This is a genomic window from Caulobacter sp. FV1ye6ST, assembly GCF_058681225.1.
On record NZ_CM178733.1, the window covers coordinates 2011110 to 2031423 of the forward strand.

Genomic DNA, 20314 nt, shown 5'->3' on the forward strand with positions numbered 1-20314 from the left:
GATTGACCGCCGCCGACCAACTCCAGCTAGTAGTGATAGCGCAGGAAGACGCCCAGGCTGCGCGGGCGGTTCATGCTGAGCAGGTCCTCGCCCAGGCTGTCGATGTTGGAGATCGACACGACATAGGTCTTGTCGAACAGGTTGCGGGCGAAGGCTCCGGCCTCGATCTTCCGGTCCGGCGAGCGCCAGCTGAGCTCGGCCCCGGCGACCCACACCGCGTCTTGTGACAGGCGCGGAGCGTTGGAGTTGTCGAAATAGACCTTGGAAGAATAGTTGGCGTCGACATTGGCCACGATCGACGATCCGTTGGCCAGCGGGGCCACATAGGTGGCGGACGTGTTGAAGGTCACGCTCGGCGACTGCGGCAGCCGGTTGCCGGTGAAGTCCTGTCCTTCGCTGAAATAGTCGCCGTATTTGGCGTGCAGCAGCGAAACGCCGGCCGTCAAGGTCAGGGGCTGAATCGGTCGCGCGGTGATCTCGGCTTCGCCGCCATAGACTTTCGAGTTCGCGGCGTTGTCCAGCACCAGCACGGTCAGGCCATTGCGCAGCGCCTGGGCGAAGACCTGCTGGTTCTTGTAGTCGTAGTAGAAGCCCGACAGGTTCAGCCGCAGGCGGCGGTCGAAGAACTCGGACTTCATGCCGACTTCGTAGGCGTCGAGCGTCTCGTTGTCGTAGGGTTCCACCTCTTCGGGCGTGGTGGCCAGACCGCCGAAGAAGCCGCCGCTCTTATAGCCGCGATTGTAGGTGGCGTAGACGTTGGTGTCTGGCGTCACCTCGTAACGCAGGCCCAGGCGTCCCGAGAGCGCCGAGAAGGTCTTCGTCTGATCAGAGGTCAGCAAGACGATCAGGCCGTCCTCGATCTGGCTCTGGTAGTTCATGTGCTTCTTGTCGGCGGACCAGCGCAGGCCAACCGTGCCGGTCAGCTTGTCGGTGATCTTGTAGTCCGCCTGGCCGAACGCGGCGTAGCCCTTGGTCGTCTGGGTGTAGGGCCAGCCGAATACGGCCACGCTGTTTTCCGGGCTCAGACCTGTCGGATTGTCTGGCGTGGCGAATAGCGGTCGAAGGTCTCGCAGAGTGTCCTGACGGGTGTTGTCGCGGACCGTCTCGTCCATGAAGTAGCCGCCGATCACCCAGTTCAGGCGGCCTGACGGCGTGTCGGACTGCAGGCGCAGTTCCTGGGTGAACTGGTGCTGACGAGAGCGATAGTTGATCTCCAGCATCTGGGCCGGGCTGCCGTCGGTATTCTCGACGTCGTTGCGGTGGGCCCATTGCCAGGCGGTGACCGACACCAGCCGCAGGCCGTTGAAGGACCACGTCGCCTGGTTCGAGGCGCCGAACAGGTCGACCTTGTCCTTGCCTTCCAGGTTGGCGTCGATGGCGCGCGGGTTCTTGTCGGTGTCGGCATAGCCCAGGAGGTCGGCGCAGGCGCCGCTGGCATAGGCGTTGGGCGCGCAGAAACCGTCCGGACCCGTGGCGGCGGCGCTGGACGGGAAGAGGGCGCGGTGCTGCGGGGCGATGGCGTCGCCGCGGTTCACGTAGCGATTGACCTGGGTCAGCATCTCGAAATTGTCGGTCGGCGTGAACAGCAACGACAGGCGACCGGCCCAGTGGTCCGCGGCGTTGACGTCGTTCCCGGTGATCCGGTTGTAGGTGTAGCCGTCGTCCTTGACCCACTGACCCGCGGCGCGGAAGGCCAGTTTGTCGGCGATGATAGGGCCGCCCACCGCGGCTTCGGCGGTGATGGCGTTGAAGGTGGCGTACTCTAGAGAAGCATCGGCGCTGAAGCTCTGGGTGGGGCGCTTGGTGGTGATATTGATGGCGCCGCCATTGGTGTTGCGGCCGTAGAGCGTGCCTTGCGGGCCGCGTAGCACCTCCACCTGGGCCAGATCGAAGAAGCCGGCCATCTGGGCCAGCGGCGAGCCAATGTAGACGCCGTCGACATAGACGCCGACGCCGCTGGAGGCGTTGGGATTGAAGTCGCTGAGGCCCACGCCGCGAATATAGATCTTAGGATTGGCGGCCGCGTCATTGGCGCTGATCCGCATGCCGGGCGCCATGTTATTGAGGGCCAGCACGTTGTTGACGCCGCGGGCGGCCAGGGTGTCGGCGGTCAGGGCAGTCACCGAGACAGGGACGTCCTGCAGGTTCTCCGCGCGCTTCTGGGCGGTGACGACGATCTCGGCGATCGCGGTGTCGCCGTCGCTCGGCGCCGCGGTCCGGGATGACGTCGCCTGGGCCGAAGCAAGGCCCGGCGAAAGCGCCAGCATGGCGCAGCCCATGAACATAGCCGCTTTCATTTTCCAATCCCTTTAGCCCGGCACTTCGACCGTTGGTCACATTACGATAATAAAAACTATCGCAATGCAAGCGCGACGAGGGCAAGCGGTAGGCGTCCGACGAGCCCGCTCAAGTCGGCGCTGTATGCTTTGCGGGCTGGAGCGATGGCAAAGCGCTCAAAAGTGCTGGTCGGTCGCGGCATTCGCCTCCCGATAGACGGCGAGGCCGCGCATGGTCTTGCCGGTCGGATCTCGGGCGTTCCGGAGCGAAAGCAGCTCCTTAAGTCTCCCGCCGAGCTTCGTCGGAGATCCATTCCGCGAAGATCCTGACCGGACCTGCTGGCGCTCGCGCGTCAGGACGCAGGAGCCAGTACGCGGCCTTGGCAGAGCGCGCCACCGTCGCGAACGGCGCGACGAGCTGGCCCTTGGCGATCAATGGGTCCACGAGGCTCAATCGCCCCAAAGCCAGCCCCTCGCCAAGTAACGCCGCCTGGAGCACGACATTGTAGTCGTTGAGTTGCACCTGCCGCCGGACCGACAGGCCGAACCGTTCGGCCTCGGCCCAGACCTTCCAGTCGAAGGCCTTCTTCGCGGCGGAACAGGCCATGGTGGTGGGCGCCTTGGCCTCAAGCCTGGGCTTGTTGGCGCGAGGGGACCTGACGGGCCGTATCGAGGCCGAATTCGGCGGCGAATATTCGCGGATCAAGGTCGATTTCAACGCCGCCGTGGACAGCTTGCACGAGGCGATGAGCGCGATCTCCGGCGCGACCAGCGGTATCCGCGGCGGCTCGGACGAGATCGCCGCGGCGTCCGAGACCTGTCGCGCCGCACGGAGCAGCAAGCCGCCAGCCTTGAAGAAACGGCCGCCGCGCTCGACGAGATCACCGCGACCGTTCGGCGCAGCGCCGAGGGCGCCAAGCGCGCTTCGGCCGCGGCGACGGGCGCCAAGTCCGACGCCGAGAAGTCAGGGGCGGTGATGCGCGATCCAGGGGCTTGGTCAGAACATCGTTCATGCCGCCACGTCGGCCTTGCGTCCAGGGCGTCGGTCGCGGCCTTCGAGTTGTTCAGCACCATGACCATCGCCGCGAGAGGCTGGTCATGATCGCGCGCGGCGAGCTCGCGGATGCGCGCGGATCCGGTCGCCCAGCGCCTGAAGCCGCTCGGCGCGCGATGCCGCCATCGCCACGCCGCTCGTCAGGGAGAGGATGACGGCCGGGCCGCTCTGGCGACGTTCCTCGTCAGTTTCGGTTGCTCACACCCTGGCGATCAAACCGCATGACCACGGCGCGCCCACTATAGGCGACCGCCCGAGCAGGCATATCGGCGGCATCGACAACGATCACATTGAGTGTCCGCTGCTTGACCATGCCGGCGAACGCGCCGTGACGTCGACCCAAAGTCAAGGTTCGCGTCGCATCGTTCCAATTGAGGTCGTAGCGCGCCGATTGGCCTTTCTCATAGGCATAGGTCTCGTTGTCGTCCTCGTAGAGCGTGAACTTGCCGTCCGCGCCGGGATAGACGCGGATCTCATAGGGCGCATCCGGGCGCTCCGTCGCATATTGCACGACCGGCCCCATGGGGATGATCGCTCCGGCCCGGACGTAGAGCGGCATGACGTCGAGCGGCGCCTGTCGCGCCACGGTCTGGCCGCCGCCATAGCGCTGGTTGCTCCAGAAATCGTACCAGTCGGCGCCCTTGGGCAGGTAGGTGCGCATCGTCAGGTCGCGCGGCGCGCTCAGCACCGCGGCGTCCCGCTTCAGCTCGCTTGGCTTGCGCCAGACGAAACGGAACACCCGGCCGCCCTCGGGGTGGGAGAACTCGAGCCGGACCGGCAGCTTTTCGCCAGCCCGGAGCGTGCGACGCACCAGCCGCGTGCGGGTCGCCGCGCGGTTCCACTCGTCGACCACCGTCTCACCGCCCAGAGCGAGGCGCATACCGTCATTGCCGGTCAGCCCGATCTCATATTCCCCGTCTTCGGGGGCGATCAACTCGCCCTCCCAACGCGCGGAGAAATGGCTCAGGGAGGGCAGGTCGGGCGGAAGTTCCGCCAGCGGCGGGTCTGGCCAGGTGTGATCGATCTTCTCGTCAACGGCCTTGCCGCGCGGCGTCTCGAAGTTCTCTCCCGAGAAATACCGCACGGTCAGGCCCGGCTTGCCGTCGGCGGTGCGCAGCTGTCGGCCTGGGACCGTCGTCGGGGAAGAGGGGAGGATATTGTACATCGCCCGCGTGACGGGATGGACCAGCAGCGACGGGCCGAACATGAAGCTGTCGTTGATGTTGAAGGTCGCCTGGTCGGTCGGGAAGTCCATCGGCAGGGCGCGCATCAGGGTGTAGCGGTCGGCCGTGACCTTGGCGCTCAGGCTGTAGGTGTAGGGCAGCAGCCGGTAGCGTAACTGCGTCGCCTCGAGCAGCGTCTTGTAGACCGGCGGATCCAGCGTCTTGAACAGATAGGGCTCGCGCTCGACGCTCGTGCCGTGGACGCGCATGATCGGATTGAAGGCCGCGTATTGAAACCAGCGGGCATAGAGCTCGCGCCAGGCGGGGTTCTTCTCGCCGCCCGGAAAATCGGTGACGAAGAAGCCGCCGGTGTCCTGGGTCCAGTAGGGATTGCCGGTGATCGTGACGTTGACGCCGCCCGCCACCTGCTGGGCGAAGGTCTTCCAGCTGGCATAGATGTCGCCCGACCATGAGGCCGCGGCCGTGCGCTGAGCGCCTGCCCATGCCGAACGTGTCAGCGTGAAGACGCGCTTGTCGCTGGTCGCGCGCTGACCCTTGTAGGTCCCTTCGGTGGTCAGCAGCGAATAGGGGTTCAGATACCGGGTGAAGTCACCCATCGCGTTGCTGCCCAGCGCCTTGGTGTCGCGGACATTGTCGACCGGGTTCCACATCGCCGAGCTGACCTCGACCTCGGTCCCGTCCATCCAAAGCGCGTCGACGCCCTTGTCGAGCAGGCCCGACTTGATGTGCTTGAAATAGATTTCGCGGCCCTTGGGGCTGTAGGCGTCGTAGACGCGCGCCTGCTTGGATATCCAGTGCACCGGCTTGAAGCGCAGATTGTACTGGTCGAGTTCGCGCCCGAGCGCCGTGTCGTCGCCGACCGAAGGCCAGATCGAGACCATCAGTTTCATGTGAAGGTCGTGGACCTGTCGCGTCATGCCGACCGGATCGGGGAACCGCTTGGGATCCCAGGTCATGCCGGACCAGCTACCGTCCTTGTCGCCGCCCCAGTATTGCCAGTCCTGGACGATGTAATCGAGCGGGAAGCCTTCTCCGCGGAAGGTGTGGGCGACCTCCAAGAGACGCTCCTGCGTGGGGTAGCGTTCCTTACTCATGAACAGACCGAACGCCTGCTTGGGATACATCGGCGCATCGCCGGTTAGCCACCGATAGGCGCCGACCACGCCGTCCATCGTATCGCCGGCCATGAAGTAGTAGTCGACGCCGCCCGGCGCGCTTTCCGCCCATAGGCGCGCGCCTTGGTCGTCGTCCTTGAAGCGCATCTGCGAATAGGTATCCCAGAGCACGCCATAGCGCTCGGTGGACACCATCACCGGAATGATGATGCCGACGTTTGTCTGGACCAGCAGCAGGTCCTTGCCCCGGCGGTTGACCTCGTCGTCACCGGTGAAGCCAAGGCCGTAGACGCCTTCATCGGGCTTGAGCGTGAAGCGGTTCTCGACTTCATAGGTCGGCGCGTCGGCGATGACGCGTTTGTCGATCGACTGGGGCGCATCGGCCTTCTCGCGCGTCAGCAAACGGCCCGAGGGGTCATAGTAGGTCAGCGCGCCGCCGCGCTTGTCGATCACGACGCGCAGCTTTGGTCCGATCAGGTCTAGCGTATCGGCTGTCTCTTGGAGGGTGAAAGGCGCGGCCCCGGGCTGGCGGATCACCACGAGGCTTGGCGCGGTCCAATAGCTTTGGCCCAGGTTGGCGTTCACCCGCACGATCGTCGGCGAATAGAAAACCACCGACTTGGTGACGCCGTTCAACTGAAACTGCACCCCGTTGCGGAGTCTCGAAAAGTGAAAGGCCGCATCGCCAGGCCGCGCCAGGGCCTGGAATTGGCCAAGAGAATCCAGGCCGGTGGGCGGTGTCGCCGGCCGCGCGACCGCCGTGGTGGCGGCGAACAAAGCGACCGCCACGGTCGTGAGCGTCCAACGCGCCGTCACCATACGAGTATTGACCTTCGGCACGCGTTTCTTCCCCAGTCACTCTCCCGCGAGTTTCTTCAGCGGGGGCGATTTGGGTTACCGGTACCACAATGACGCGAGGCGACAAGCGATCCGTCTTGCGGGACCTCGCTCTCGGCTTAGGCCGCCACGCGCGCGCCGCCGGGCATCAAGGCCCCGACGATCAATCGACTGAGCATCCGGCCTTCCAGCGGAATGATCGCGTCGACGAAGAGGTTGCCGTCCGTGTCCATCTCCGGCGGGGTTTGAAGCAGCGCGGCGTCGACCATGAAGGTTTCCTGAACCGCATCGACGAGCAGGCCGACCATGCGGACGTCTTGCTGCACCACGACGATGACGTGGCGCGAGGAGGGCTCCGTGCGCCCCAGCCCCAGACGGTTGCGAAGGTCGAGAACCGGCATGACCGTTCCTCGCAGATTGATGACGCCGCGGATGTAGTCGGGCGTCTGAGGCATGGCGGTGGTCGGCGTCCAACCACGGATCTCCCTGACCACGCTGATGTCGATGCAGTATTCCTGGCCGCCGATCTCGAACGAAATCAGTTCAAGCTGGCCGGGATGGGCGAGGGAGGCTGTCAAAACTCCTCCCAATTCTCTGTCTTGACCGCGACGGCGGCCGAGCCTGGGCGAGCGCCAGCGAAGGCGGCGATCTTGCGCTGGGCGGCGTGAACAGGGCTCGCGGCGGCCGGGGCATGGGCCGGGGCCGGACGTCGGATCTGCGAGGCGGCTTCGGTCCTTCCAAACTGGAACTTGCCGATCAGGTCTCCCAGGGCCTGGGTTTCCTCGCGCAACGAGTGGGCGGCGGCGGTAGCCTCCTCCACCATCGCGGCGTTCTGCTGCGTGACCTGGTCCATCTGATTGACCGCGGCGTTGACCTCGTTGAGGCCAACCGCTTGCTCCTGCGCCGAGGTGGCGATCTCGGAGATCAGGCTGTCGATGCGCGCGACCTTCTCCACGATGGTCGTCAGGGCTTGGCCCGTGTCGCCGACCAGCTTGACGCCTCGGCCGACCTGGGCGGTGCTGCTGGCGATCAGGGTCTTGATCTCCTTGGCCGCCTCGGCCGAGCGCTGCGCCAGGGCCCGCACTTCCTGGGCGACAACGGCGAAGCCTCGGCCGGCCTCGCCGGCCCGGGCGGCCTCGACGCCGGCGTTCAGGGCCAGCAGGTTTGTCTGGAAGGCGATTTCGTCGATCACGCCGATGATCTGCGTAATCTGCACCGAGCTTTGCTCGATTTCGCCCATGGCTTGAACCGCTTCGCGCATCACCGCGCCGGATTGCTCCGCGTCAGCCCGGGTTCCCGATGCGGCCGAGGAGGCCTCCTTGGCGTTCTCGGCGCTGCGCTTGACCGTGGCGGTGATCTCGTCGAGCGCCGCGGCGGTCTCTTCCAGGCTCGCGGCCTGCTGTTCCGTTCGCTTGGACAAGTCGTCGGAGGAGCTGCGGATTTCGTCGGTTCCCGCGCGGATGGCCTCCGCCGTGCGGCCCACCAAGGTCATCGTCCCTTGCAGGGTTTCAAGCGCGCGATTGAAATCCAGACGCAACTTGTCCAGTTCGGGGGTGAAGGCCTTGTCGATCCTCTGCTCGAGGTCGCCCGTGGACAGGGCCGTCAGGGCCGCGCCAATCTCGTTCACCGCCTCGACACGCTTGGTGACATCGGTGGCGAACTTGACGATCTTCACGACCTTGCCGCTCGAGTCGAGGATCGGGTTGTACGAGCCCTGGATGGTCACGATACCGCCGCTCTTGGCCATTCGCGTGAACTCGGCGGCCTGGTACTCGCCGCGCACGAGGCGCGCCCAGAAATCAGCGTAGTCCTGGCTGTCGCGGTACGACGGTTCGGTGAACATGCTATGTTTGCGGCCGACGACTTCGGCCAAGGTGTAGCCCATGGCCTTGAGGAAATTGTCGTTGGCGTTGAGGATCGTGCCGTCGACGGCGAACTCGATCATCGCCTGCGAGCGGCTGATCGCGGCGATCTGGGCGGTGTAGTCCAGATTCAGCAGGCGTTCCTTGGCGTCGGCCCACTCCACCACGAAGCCGACGATTTTTCCGCCCTCGCGCTGCGGCGAAACCATCAGGTCGAACGCCAGGGCGCCCACGCGAATGGTGGCGTTGTGCCGATCCGTCAGCCGCGCGAGCATGCCGCGCTGATGGGCCGGGTTCTTGTGGAAGACGTCGATATTGGCGCCGATCAGCCCGGCGACGCTGAAGTTGGGCAGCTCCTTGCGGATGTCGGCCTCATTCTCCTGCAATAACGCTCTAACCGCGGGGTTCATGTAAGTGATGTTGAGGTTAGCGTCGGCAACCATCACGTTGGCGCGCAAAACTTCAAGAACTTGTTTCCCAGGTTGGGAGGCCTTACCCCCCATCAGCGACTTGATCATTTCTTTGCCCAATCGGCCTTTGGTTGTATTTTGGACTGATACGCGAGACTGGGAACGCGGTTCACTGAAAGTAGCGTGCGGCGGGTTAAGTTAATCAGAGCTTACCAATCGCGGTCGCCCGCTTGCGCTGGACGATATGACGCAACTCGGCGCTCCGCCGTCGTCGAGGATCCAAACCGCTTCCCGACCGCGTGGCTTGAGCAGACGCATACGGGCTTGGATCGGAATTCCGTCATCCAGGCGCGTGGGCCAGCTCCCGGCCAGGCTCGACTTGCCGGGGCGGTCCAAATCGTGGGCGCGCCGCCCGCCAAGGCTCTGGCCGACAGGGGCGGTGGCAGGGCTTGCGGGTGGCGATCAGACCCGCGCCCAGGGGGGGGGGGCGGCTAGAGCGCCACGCGCCGCGCGCGGAATGCTCGCGCAACGGCGGCGAACAGGACCGCGACATGCTCCGTCAGCCAACTGACGGGGTTTTCGCCTGGGCGCTGACGGCTGGTCACCCAGGTGGCGACACACACCGTCGCGAAAAGCACGGCTGGCCCTCCGATCGTGACGATCGCCGGAAGATGCGCCGCCGAGACCATGGCCTGGCCGAGGATCATAGAGGTCTCGAACAGGAACAGCAGAACCCCGCCGGTGGCCATGGCCGAGCCGGAACCCGCGCGCTTGGCGCTCAGGCCGAACGGAACCGCCAGCAGCGGCAGCAAGGGCAGGATCAACGCCCGCGACGACCGGGCGAAGAGCTCGGCCAGCAGGACCTGTCGGGGGAGCGCGGGCGTCGGCTTGCCAAAGCCCTGTTGGGCCAGCTCGATCAGAGTCAGCTCGCTGACCTCGTCCCCCCGGAGTCGCAGCAGCTTGGCCGACTGTGACAGGGGCAGGTCGAAGGCGAAGCGCGAGAAATTGGTGACATAGACCTGGGCCTCGCGGGTCGTGCTGACCTGTCGGCCGTCCCGCAGCTCAAGCTTGACGATCTGATCGCCCGCGCCCTTGCGGACCACCGCCGAGATCGCCGTGAGCACGTCCTCGCGTCCATCGGGGCCGATCTTGCGGATGAAGACGTGCTCGAGCCTGCTCCCGCTGGCGTCGGCGTCATCGGCGGTGAGAAAGACATCGGGACTAGCCGTGAGCAGGGCCTTGGCCCTGACATCGCCGTTCCATCCGGCGTTCGCGGCCGCGTGCAGGACCGCGTGATAGGCGTAGCGGCTGTAAGGCTGGATGAAGCCGAACAGCAGAATGCTGAAGACCATCAGCACGACGCCGAGGCCGACGAAGGGCGCGGCGAAGCGGCCCAGTGACGTGCCGCTGGCCAGGATCGCGTCGATCTCGGAGCTTTTGTTGAGGCCGTTGACGACGACGAACAGGCCGATGAAGAAACCGCCTGGCAAGGTCAGCCCCACATAGTGCGGGACGAGGTTGACCAGCAGCTCTGTCAGGAACTTGAAACCGTCCGTCGTCTGAGAAAGCAACTGGAAGGAGCGCATGAGGCGCTCCATCAGAAACGCCACCATCGTGCTGATCAGGACGGCTGACATCGGCGTCAAGGTCCGCTTCAGCAGATAGCGGTCGAGTATGGTCGGGAACATGTCGCGGCTGCGCCTCAGAGGACGGGCAGGCCGGCCGGTTGCGGCTCGACCAGGACGCCGGAGCGGCGCACGGGCGCGCGCGGCGCTCGGAGTACAGGGCGAGCGTCCAGAGCCTCGGCATAGACGTCCAGCACCTCGTCCAGGATCTCCGTCCAGCGATAGGCGGCGCTGCGTTCGAGCGCCTCGGCGCCAAGCCGCAGCCGCTCCTCGCGATCGACCAGCAAGCCCGACAGGGCGTCGGCATAGGCGGAGGGTTGATCCGCGCAGAGCAGGGCGTTGCGGCCATGGCGCAGCAGCGCGCGCGTGTTGGGCGCATCGGCGCAGACCATCGCCAGGCCCGAGGCCATCGCCTCCAGATTGACGTTGCCGAAGGTTTCCGTGGTGCTGGGATTGAGGAAGATGTCGCCACTGGCCAGGGCCGTGGCCAGGGCCTCGCCGGTCAGGAAGCCGGTGAAGACCGCCGATGGGATTCGCTCCTGGAACCAGGACCGGCCAGGACCGTCGCCGATCACCACCACCTGCGGGGCATGGCCCGCCGCCTCTAGTCGGCCGATGGTCTCGGCGAAGGCCGCCAGGCCCTTCTCCATGACGATTCGCCCGAGAAAGACGATCACCGGACGGTCAGGCACGAAGCCCTGGCTCAACCGCCAGGCCTCGCTGCGGCGTCCGGGATGGAAGAGCTCCGGATCGACGCCGCGCGCCCAGGTGCGGATGCGGGCTGGCAGGTTCTGGGCGCGAAGCTCGTCGCCGATCGCTTCGGTCGGCGCCAGCACATAGTCGCACGCGCCGTAGAATTTCCAGAGTTGGCGACGCACCAGGGGGCGCAGCCGACCAAGCCCATAGTAGTCGAGATAGGTGTCGAACAGCGTGTGCAGGCTGGCGACGACCGGGACCTTCAGGACTCGTCCAAACTTCAGCGCCGCCGACCCCAGAAGGTCCGGCGCTGACAGGTGGATCAGGTCGGGCTTGAACGCCTCGACATCGCGCCGCAAGGCGCGTGGCAGGCCCAGCGCCAAACGATAGTCCCGCCGGAATGGGATCTTCACGGACGGCACCGAGATCAGTTCGCCCATCGGCTCGAACGCGGGGTTCGGTCCGGTCGGAGAATAGACCCGCACCTGTGCGCCCACCGTGCTCTGCAGGTGGCCGACCAGCCGGTTCAGCGACTTGTTCGCGCCATCGAGGGTGTAGTTGTAGTTCCCCGAGAACAAGGCAATCCGCAACGGGCGCGCACCGTCGGTGTGCGTCAGCGCCTTGATATCCATGATTGTCCTTCCATGAGCACGCCCTGGCCCCCCGGCCACTACGACGACGCGCTTGCCCCACCACCACAAGGAATCTCGAACTGGATGAGACCTACACCCGCTCACGTCGTCTTTTTGTGAAGGTGGCCAGCCGCACGACCGTCATGGTGATGCTTTAACGGTGAGGGCGGACTATTTTTGGGAAACGCGATGCGGGTAGTGGATGTCGCCGAGTTCTATTCGCCCACTGGCGGGGGCGTGCGGACCTATATCGACCGCAAGTTCGAAGCGGCGGCCCAACTGGGCCACGAGCTCTTCGTTATCGCGCCGGGGCCGGAGGAAAGGTTCGAGCCGCGGGGCTCGGGCGGCCTGATCCAGGTTCGCGCGCCCCGTCTGCCGTTCGACGCGAACTACCACATGTTCTGGGATGCGAAGCCCGTGCATCGCTGGCTCGATTCGTTGTCGCCGGATCTGGTCGAGGCCTCTTCGCCCTGGCGCGGGGCCTGGATCGTCGCCAACTGGCGCGGGCCCGCCGCGCGCGTCATGTTCATGCATGCGGACCCCGTGGCGACCTATCCTCAACGATGGTTGGCCCCGGTCGCCAGCCCTGAGCGGATCGATCAGCTCTTTGAATGGTTCTGGAGCTATCTGCGTAATCTGACCGGACACTTCGCTTCCGTCGTCACCGGTGGCCACTGGCTCGCGCAGCGCTTCGAGCACCAAGGCGTGAAGGCCGTGAAGGGCGTCCCGCTCGGAATTGATCGAGGCTCGTTCTCCCCTCGATTCAGGGACGAGCGCCTGCGATCGGAACTGCTCCGGGCGTGTTCCTGCCCCGACGATGCGAAACTGGCCCTGGCCGTGGGGCGGTTTCATCCGGAAAAACGCTGGCCGATGGTGATCGAGGCCGTGACCAAGGCTCGCGTTGACGGTCCGATCGGGCTCGTACTGGTGGGCGATGGTATCGACCGCGCCAGGGTCCTGCGCGCGGCCGCGGGCAAGGCTCATGTCCATCTGATCCCGCCGATTCTCGATCGAGGCTTGCTGGCCGCTCACCTCGCCAGCGCCGATGTCCTGGTGCATGGCTGCGACTCGGAAACCTTCGGGCTGCTGCCGGCGGAGGCCCTGGCCAGCGGTCTTCCCCTCGTGGGGCCCGACCGCGGCGGCTTCGCCGATCTCGCCCAGCCGTCGACCTCGGAGATCTATCGCGCCGGCGATACCGAAGCGGCGGCCGCCGCCATCCGTCGATTGTTCGCGCGCGATCCAGGCGCTCTAAAGGTCGCCTCGGTCGAGGCCGCGACACGGGTCCGGTGCGACAAGGACCACTTCGCGGATCTGTTCGAACACTATCAGGCGGTGGCGGGCAGAGCCTGGTCGATCGCGCCGCGTCCAGCGTCCCAGCCGCTCGAAGCGTTCGGCGCGAGCGCTTGACCCGCGTGACTCAAGCCGACACCCCCGATCCGAACGGCGCGAGGAGCAAGACCGCGCGCTGGTGGACCCTGCTGGGCGGCATGCTGTCCATCGGCCTTGTCGCCGCCATCGTCCTGCAACTCGGCGGCGCGACGTCGGACGTGCTGAAGACGATCGGCCGGCTGCCGCCCCTCGTCTGGCTGGTGCTCCTGCTGCTCTATTTCGTTCAGACGCTCTTCGACTTCGCGATCTTCCGGCGTCTTTGGAATATGCCCCTGGCCGGCATCGAGGCGCTGCTGCGTAAGAACGTCATCAACGAAGTCGTGCTCGGCTATAGCGGCGAAGCGTTCCTGTATGTCTGGGCGCGGCGAGCGGCCGCCGCGGTTTCGGAGCCGTTCGCGGCCATCAAAGACGCCAATATCGTCTCGGCTTTGCTGGGCAATCTCCTGACCCTGGCGCTCGCGGCGGCCAGCATCACCCAACTGCGCGAGCTCGATTTCGCTGGGCGGCTCGGGCCGGCCCTGTGGTCGGGGCTTATTCCGCTGGCGATCTCGGTTGGCGTTCTGGCCTTTGGGCGTCGGGTATTCTCGCTGCGCCCGCGGCAGCTTGCCTATGTCGCGATGGTCTGCGGTCTGCGCTTGATCGTCTGGACCGCGCTCACGGTCCTGATCTGGCGCATGGCGCTGCCGGACGTCGCCCCGGGGCTATGGATCGTCCTCCTGGCGATCCGCTTCCTGGTGTCGCGCATCCCGCTGATCTCCAACAAGGATCTGGTCTTCGGAAACCTGATGCTGCTTCTGCTGGGAGCGCACTCGGCCGTCGCCGTGCTTCTGGCCGCGCTGGCGGTCGTTACGCTGGGTATGCATCTGATCGTCATCGTCGGGCTTGGCGCGGCCGATCTGGCGCGCGGCATGCGACGCGCCTCCGCTTCTCTGGCGCCGATCGTCCCGGCGGCCGTCGAACCCCAGGGCGTCCATGACTAGCTGGCGCGTGACGATCCCGGGGCGGGATATCTGGCGGGTCGGTCTCGTCGAAACCCCCATCGCCGAGGTCGCTCGGCGCGGCTTCTCGCCCGACACGCCGGTCCACTGGCTGCCCGAGGAAGGTCGGCTGAAGTTCCTCGCCGATCCGTTTGGCGTCTGGCATGACGGCCGCCTGCATCTGTTCGTCGAGGCCTATGACTATCGGACCCGGCACGGCGTCATCGAGCTGATCGAGCTCGGCGCGGATTTCTCGCCGATCGGGCGGTCGGTGGTGCTGCGGGAGCCCTGGCATCTGTCCTACCCGCAGGTCTTCGAGGCGGACGGCGCGTATTGGATGCTGCCCGAGGCCTACCGCTCTGGCGCGCTGACCCTCTACCGCGCGGCGGAATTTCCCCGTGTCTGGGAGCCGGTCGCGCGTCTGGAACTGGATACGCCGGCCATCGACGCGACACCGTTCCGCCACGATGGCCTGTGGTGGCTGGCCTATTCGCCGACAGGGCCGCAGAGATGGAAGCAGGGGAGGCTGCATCTCGCCTTCGCCGAGCGCCTGACGGGGCCTTGGCGGATCCATCCGGGCAACCCGGTCCGCAACGATCTCGCCTCCAGTCGCCCGGGCGGCACGGCGTGGATCGAGCATGGACTGCCGCGCCTTCCGATGCAGGACTGCACGCGCACCTATGGCGGCGGCCTCCGCCCTCTGACGATTCTCAGGCTCGACACCGGGGGTTTCGAGGCCGAAGTTGGCCCGCCCCTGGCGCTTCCGCGAGGCGTAGGGGCGTACGCGAACGGCCTGCATACACTGTCGGCCTGCGGTCCGGTCACCCTGTTCGACGTCAAGCGCATCGACCGGTCGCTGTGGTAGCGTCGCGTCAGACTCGGCTGGACCATCCTTCGCGGGAGGCGCCGCCATGCGCATCCTGACGTTCCTGCATAGCTTCGAGCCTGGCGGCGTTGAACGCGTCGCTTTGCGACTCGTGCGGCAATGGCGAGCCCATGACGTCGACGCGCCCCTGTTCATGGGCCGAACGGACGGCGACATGGCCGGTGATGTCGGCGCGGATCTTGAGTTCATCCTGCCGCCCAATGCCGGTCCGCATAGGGCGAAGATGGAAACGCTCTGGATGATCCGGACGCTTCCCAAGGTGGTGCGTAGAGTCCGCCCCGACGTCCTGTTCTGCTCGGGCAATACCTACGCCGTCGTCGCCGTGGCGCTCAAATTTCTGCTCGGCCGCGATTGCCCGCCCGTCCTGGTCAAGGTCAGCAACGACCTTGATCGCCAGGACCAGCCAAGGTGGTTCCGTTTCTTCTATCGCCTCTGGCTCAGGACCCAGGGACGCCATCTGGATCATTTCATCGGCATGGAAACGCCGATGGCCGACGAGATCGCCGAAAGCCTTGGCGTGTCCGCGGACCGTATCACCATCATCCCCGATCCGGCCTTGTCAAAGCCGCTGATCGAAAGGTTGCGGGCCGAGCGCGGCGCTGGTCGGGGCGAGGGCACCGGTCGACGCTTTGTGTGCATTGGGCGGCTGTCGGCGCAGAAGAATATCGCCTTGATGCTTCGCGCCTTCGCTCGCGGCGCGCGCGGCGACGATACGCTGACCGTGATCGGCGACGGGATCGAGCGCGCGAAGCTTGAAAGCATCGCGCGGGAGCTCGGGATTGAAGCGCGCGTAAGGTTCCGGGGGTATGTCTCCGAGCCGGCGAGCCTTCTGCCTTCGTTCGATGTCCTGCTTCTGTCTTCGAACTACGAAGGCGTGCCCGCCGTCGTTCTGGAAGCGCTCGCGGCCGGACTTCCCATCGTCGCCACCGATTGCAGTCGCAGCATGGCGACTCTGCTCGGCCACGGCGCGATGGGCGACCTTGTCCCGGTGGGCGACGAGCAGGCGATGGCCGAGGCGATCGCAAGGGCGCGACCGTCTTCCCAGGATCAGGATCTCAGCCTCGCGCAGGCGCGGCGCTTCACGATCGAGGACGCCGCCGAAGCCTATCTTCGCGTCAAGTCCCGCCTTTGTCAGCCGCGCGCCCGTTAGGCCTTAGCGGACAGGATCGCGCCGAGCGATGGGGCCAACGCCGAGCCGAAGGCGCTGGCGGTCGGGTGTTCGTCCCGCAGCTTCGAGCGTTGGAAGAGCATAAGCTTGCGCCGGATCGTCGGCGCGGTCAGCGGGATCAGCCTGATCTTGTCGGTCTCGTAGCCCCGCGCGTAGAGCCAGGGGATGACGCCCAGGGCCATGCCCGCGCCGACCAGCCCGAACAGCGAGCCGACCTGATCCACGCGGAAGCGCTGGGACGGCGAGAGGTTGTTCTGGCGCATGGCCGCCGAACTCAGTTCGCCGATACTGCCGCCGGTGAAGTGGACGATCTCGTCGCCCTCCAGGGCGCTCCAGGGCAGGGCGGCGTGCGAGGCCAGGGGATGGTCGACCGGCGCGGCCAGCATCATCTCATCCTCGGTGATCAGGCTGGCATCGACATCGTCCTCGACACGCCCCAGCACGCCGACGACGAGGTCGAGGGCGCCGGACCGCAGGTCGGCCATCAGGCTGTCGTTCTTGCCGTCGCGCAGATGAAAGCAGATGTCGGGGCGCTCCTGGCCAAGGCGCGCGATGGCCTCGGCGGCGGCGGGCACCACCGAGGGAATGACGCCGACCCGCACGACCGCACGACCGCGCGTGGCCACGTCCGTCATGTCGACGAAGGCGTTCTCGGCGGTGGTCAGCAGGCGACGGGCATGCGGCAGGAAGGCGGCGCCCGCGTCGGTCAGGGCGACATGGTGGGTGCTGCGGTCGAACAGGCGCAGACCCATATGGTCCTCGACCTGACGGATCGCGGCGCTGAGCGCGGGCTGCGACACCATCATCCGCTCGGCGGCGCGGCTGAAGTTCGCCGACTCGGCCAGGGCCGTGAAGAACCTCAGTTGGCGGAGCGAAATGGCCTGGGTGCGGGTGGCGGGACGGGGGAGCGTGGCGATCGAAGACGGGGGCACAGGGGGCTTCCAGCAAGACTGGATCGCGTTTCCGAAATGGCTATAAGCGCGATCTATAGCGAGATAATTACAAAGAATTTCCCTTTCTAAGGGGGCTCGCTAGCGTCTCTTCATCGCGCTTCCGCCCAGCAGTATAAATATAGGGCAGGGAAGATCGAAGTCGTGCTCAACGGAGTACGGATTCTGATCATCTCCACCTATCGGGGTGAACAACAATAAATAGAAACGGCTGGGGAGGGCTGTCGGCGGAGCGCGCCAACAACCAAGGGGGTTCTTCGATGTCGTCCTTTTCCGGTTCCGCGCTCGACGCGACCCACGGCCGCCGCAAGCGCGCGTCGTGGTTCGGACTAGCCTCCACCGCCGTGCTGGCCGCCGTGGCCTGTGGCTCCGTCGTCAGTGCCCAGGAAGCGCCGTCCGACCAGGTCGAGGCCATCGTCGTCACCGGCTCGCGCATCAAGAGCCCCGACGCCACCAGCGTCAGCCCGGTCAGCACGATCGGCGACAAGGAAATCGCCCGTCGCGGCGTCGTTCGGGTCGAGGACCTGATCAACACCCTGCCGCAGGCCTTCGCCGACCAAGGCAGCGGCAATCGCGGCGGCACCGTCGGCGCGAGCGGCACGGCGACGATCAACCTGCGCAACCTCGGCAATCAGCGGACCCTGGTCCTGATCGATGGCCGTCGCTTGATGCAGGGCGATCCGGCCCGCTCGGCGGCCCAGGCGGCCGACATCAACAACATCCCGGCGGCGCTGATCCAGCGCATCGACGTGGTCACGGGCGGCGCCTCGGCCGTCTACGGCTCGGACGCCCTGGCCGGGGTCGTCAACTTCATGCTCAAGCGCGACTTCGACGGCGTGCAGGTGGACGCTCAGGGCGGCCTCTACATGCACTCGAACGGCAACCCGATCGCTTCGGCGGCGCGGGCGGCCGGTCAGCTGCCGGCGTTCGGCCGCAGCTTCGACGGCGAGCAGCAGAGCTATTCGATCACCGCCGGCAAGAACTTCGCCGAGGGCCGCGGCAACGTCACCGGCTTCTTCAGCTACAAGCACATCTCCGGCGTCGGCACCAAGGATCGCGACTTTTCGACCTGCAACCTGTCGGCCACGGCGACCGGCTATGCCTGCTCGCTGTCCAGCGCCACCTATCCGGTGCAGTTCCAGCTGACCAACCCGACCACCGGCGCGACGCGGGGAAGCTACGCCCTGGAAGGCAATACGCTACGCACCTATCGCAGCACGGACGGCTTCAACAACGGCAACACCTACGACCTGCAGTCGCCCGACAAGCGCTACAACGCCGACCTGTTCGCCCGCTACCAGTTCTCGGATAAGGTCGAGGCCTATGGCGAGCTGATGTACATGCGCGACGAGGCGGACATCAAACTGTCGCCGACCGCCGTGTTCACCGTCTCCGAAAAGATCAACTGCAACAACCCGCTGATGTCGGCTCAGGAGAAGAACCTGATCTGCACCTCGGTCGGCCTGAACGACGCACAGAGCGCCAATGTCATCGTGTCGCAGCGCAACGCGCTGGGCGGCTCTCGCCACGACTACACGAACCACACCTCGTATCGCGGCGTGGCGGGTCTGCGCGGCGACCTGAACTCACACTGGCGTTACGACGTCTATGCGCAGTATGGCCGCACCGACTACAGCTCGCGCCTGACCGGCGACTACTCGCTGGCCAAGTTCGCCAAGGCCCTGCGCGCGGTGACCGACAGCAGCGGCAAGGTCGTCTGCGAGTCGGTGGTCAACGGTACCGATCCGTCGTGCGTGCCGATCAACCTGTTCCAGGTCGACGGCATCACCCCGGCGGCGCTGAACTACGTGCAGAACGTCGTCTATCGCGACGGCTACACCGAGGAGAGCATCCTCAGCGGCGCCTTGACCGGCGACCTGGGCGTGACCAGCCCGCTGGCGTCGTATCCGATCGGCGTGGCCATCGGCGCCGAATACCGCAAGGAAAAGATCAGCTTCCAGCCGGACAGCTTCTACAGCAGCCGCGACGTGGCCGGGAACTCGGGCGGTGAATTCCCGATCGCCGGTTCGTTCGACGTCAAGGAAGTCTACGGCGAGATCCGCGTCCCGCTGGTCGAGAACAAGCCGTTCTTCAAGAGCTTGTCGGTCGAGGGCGGCGTCCGCTACTCCGACTACAGCACGGCCGGCGACACCTGGGCCTACAAGGGCGGCGGCGAATGGGCGCCGATCAACGACGTGCGCCTGCGCGCCAGCTATCAGCGCGCTGTCCGCGCGCCCAACCTGGTGGAACTGTTCGGTCCCCAGCGCGTCGTGACCGCGGCGATCACCGACCCTTGCGAAGGCGCGACGCCCAAGGCGACCGCCGCCCAGTGCGCGCTGTCGGGCGTCACCGCGCTGCAGTACGGCTCGATCGCGCCGGCGGCGGGCCAGCAGTCGGGCGCCATGGTCGGCGGCAATCCGAACCTGGATCCCGAAACCTCGAACACCAAGTCGTTCGGCGTCCAGTTCACCCCGCGCTTCGTGCAGGGCCTGAGCGTCTCGATCGACTATTTCGACATCGACGTGAAGAAGCTGATCACCACGGTGCCGGCCAGCATCGAGCTGAACCAGTGCATCAACTCCGGCATCTCGTGCGACCTGATCAAGCGCAACGCCGCCACCGGCTCGCTGGTGACCAGCGGCTATGTCGTCACCACCAGCATCAACGCCGGCTACCTGAAGACCAAGGGCCTGGATTTCGCGGCCAGCTACGCCCACGACCTGCCGGAGTTGTTCGGTCGCAACACGGGCCGCCTTGGCCTGAACTTCGCGGGGACCAGGACCGACAAGTACGAGGTCCAGATCCTGCCGGGCCTGGCCCCGTATCGCTGCGACGGCTATTTCGGCGTCACCTGCGGCCAGCCCATTCCCGAATGGCGTCACCGCCTGGTGGCGGATTGGACCCTGCCCAGCGGCGTCAACCTTTCGACCACCTGGCGCTACATCGGCGGCACGAAGAACGACAAGTCGAGCACCTCGATCTATCTGGCCGGGACCTATCAGCCCTACGATCTGAAGATGCCCAGCGTCAGCTATGTCGACTTCGCCGCCTCGGCCAATGTCACCGAGAAGGTCACCCTGCGCCTGGGCGTGAACAACGCCTTCGACAAGGATCCGCCGGTGACCGCCAGCACGGGCGGCCAGACCTCGAACGGCGCCTTCTTCGCGGGGATGTACGACTCGCTGGGTCGCTACATCTTCGTCGGCGCCACCGCCCGATTCTGATCAAGTCCCGTTTCGACCCAGACGCGGGA

Annotated in this window: 13 protein-coding genes; 5 read left to right on the forward strand and 8 right to left on the reverse strand. The window is 65.9% G+C overall.

The genetic code is table 11. The features are described 5' to 3' along the window. Positions 1–26: 26 nt before the first annotated feature. The 7 genes from ACW175_RS10025 to ACW175_RS10055 form a co-directional block, all read right to left on the reverse strand. Complete coding sequence (locus ACW175_RS10025) at positions 27–2297, reverse strand: TonB-dependent receptor (RefSeq protein ID WP_492104339.1); 2271 nt, start codon at positions 2295–2297, stop codon at positions 27–29. Positions 2298–2556: 259 nt separating this feature from the next. Further along, a complete protein-coding gene (locus ACW175_RS10030; protein WP_492104340.1) occupies positions 2557–3117 on the reverse strand; it encodes a LysR substrate-binding domain-containing protein in 561 nt (186 codons plus the stop codon). A 397-nt stretch (positions 3118–3514) separates the two neighbouring features. Next, a complete protein-coding gene (locus ACW175_RS10035) occupies positions 3515–6469 on the reverse strand; it encodes a TIM-barrel domain-containing protein (protein ID WP_492104341.1) in 2955 nt (984 codons plus the stop codon). Positions 6470–6585: 116 nt separating this feature from the next. Next, positions 6586–7044, reverse strand: a complete 459-nt coding sequence (locus tag ACW175_RS10040; RefSeq protein ID WP_492104342.1) for a chemotaxis protein CheW — start codon at positions 7042–7044, stop codon at positions 6586–6588. Next, entirely contained in the window at positions 7041–8846 is a 1806-nt protein-coding gene (locus ACW175_RS10045; RefSeq protein ID WP_492104343.1) for a methyl-accepting chemotaxis protein, read from the reverse strand. Before ACW175_RS10045 ends, ACW175_RS10040 begins: the two co-directional genes overlap by 4 nt. Positions 8847–9229: 383 nt before the next feature. Further along, positions 9230–10426, reverse strand: coding sequence for an LptF/LptG family permease (locus ACW175_RS10050; RefSeq protein WP_492104344.1), 1197 nt, complete (start codon positions 10424–10426; stop codon positions 9230–9232). A gap of 14 nt (positions 10427–10440) precedes the next feature. Then, positions 10441–11691, reverse strand: coding sequence for a glycosyltransferase family 4 protein (locus ACW175_RS10055; RefSeq protein WP_492104345.1), 1251 nt, complete (start codon positions 11689–11691; stop codon positions 10441–10443). A gap of 189 nt (positions 11692–11880) precedes the next feature. Here ACW175_RS10055 and ACW175_RS10060 point away from each other — a divergent pair, with 189 nt between their 5' ends. The 4 genes from ACW175_RS10060 to ACW175_RS10075 are packed head-to-tail and all read left to right on the forward strand — an operon-like array spanning position 11881 to position 16093. Beyond that, on the forward strand, positions 11881–13098 hold the full coding sequence (locus ACW175_RS10060; RefSeq protein WP_492104938.1) for a glycosyltransferase: 1218 nt from the start codon (positions 11881–11883) through the stop codon (positions 13096–13098). Positions 13099–13103: 5 nt separating this feature from the next. After that, positions 13104–14060, forward strand: a complete 957-nt coding sequence (locus ACW175_RS10065) for a hypothetical protein (RefSeq protein WP_492104939.1) — start codon at positions 13104–13106, stop codon at positions 14058–14060. Further along, a complete protein-coding gene (locus tag ACW175_RS10070; protein ID WP_492104346.1) occupies positions 14053–14922 on the forward strand; it encodes a glucosamine inositolphosphorylceramide transferase family protein in 870 nt (289 codons plus the stop codon). Before ACW175_RS10065 ends, ACW175_RS10070 begins: the two co-directional genes overlap by 8 nt. A gap of 46 nt (positions 14923–14968) precedes the next feature. After that, positions 14969–16093 carry a glycosyltransferase gene (locus ACW175_RS10075; protein ID WP_492104347.1) on the forward strand — a complete coding sequence of 375 codons (1125 nt, stop codon included), beginning with the start codon at positions 14969–14971 and terminating at the stop codon, positions 16091–16093. On the opposite strand, the gene ACW175_RS10080 is transcribed toward ACW175_RS10075, so the two are convergent. Next, positions 16090–17043, reverse strand: a complete 954-nt coding sequence (locus ACW175_RS10080) for a LysR family transcriptional regulator (protein WP_492104348.1) — start codon at positions 17041–17043, stop codon at positions 16090–16092. The genes ACW175_RS10075 and ACW175_RS10080 overlap by 4 nt on opposite strands. Before the next feature lie 278 nt (positions 17044–17321). Between ACW175_RS10080 and ACW175_RS10085 the strand changes: the two genes are divergently transcribed. Then, entirely contained in the window at positions 17322–20285 is a 2964-nt protein-coding gene (locus ACW175_RS10085; RefSeq protein WP_492104349.1) for a TonB-dependent receptor, read from the forward strand. The last annotated feature ends 29 nt before the right edge of the window (positions 20286–20314 follow it).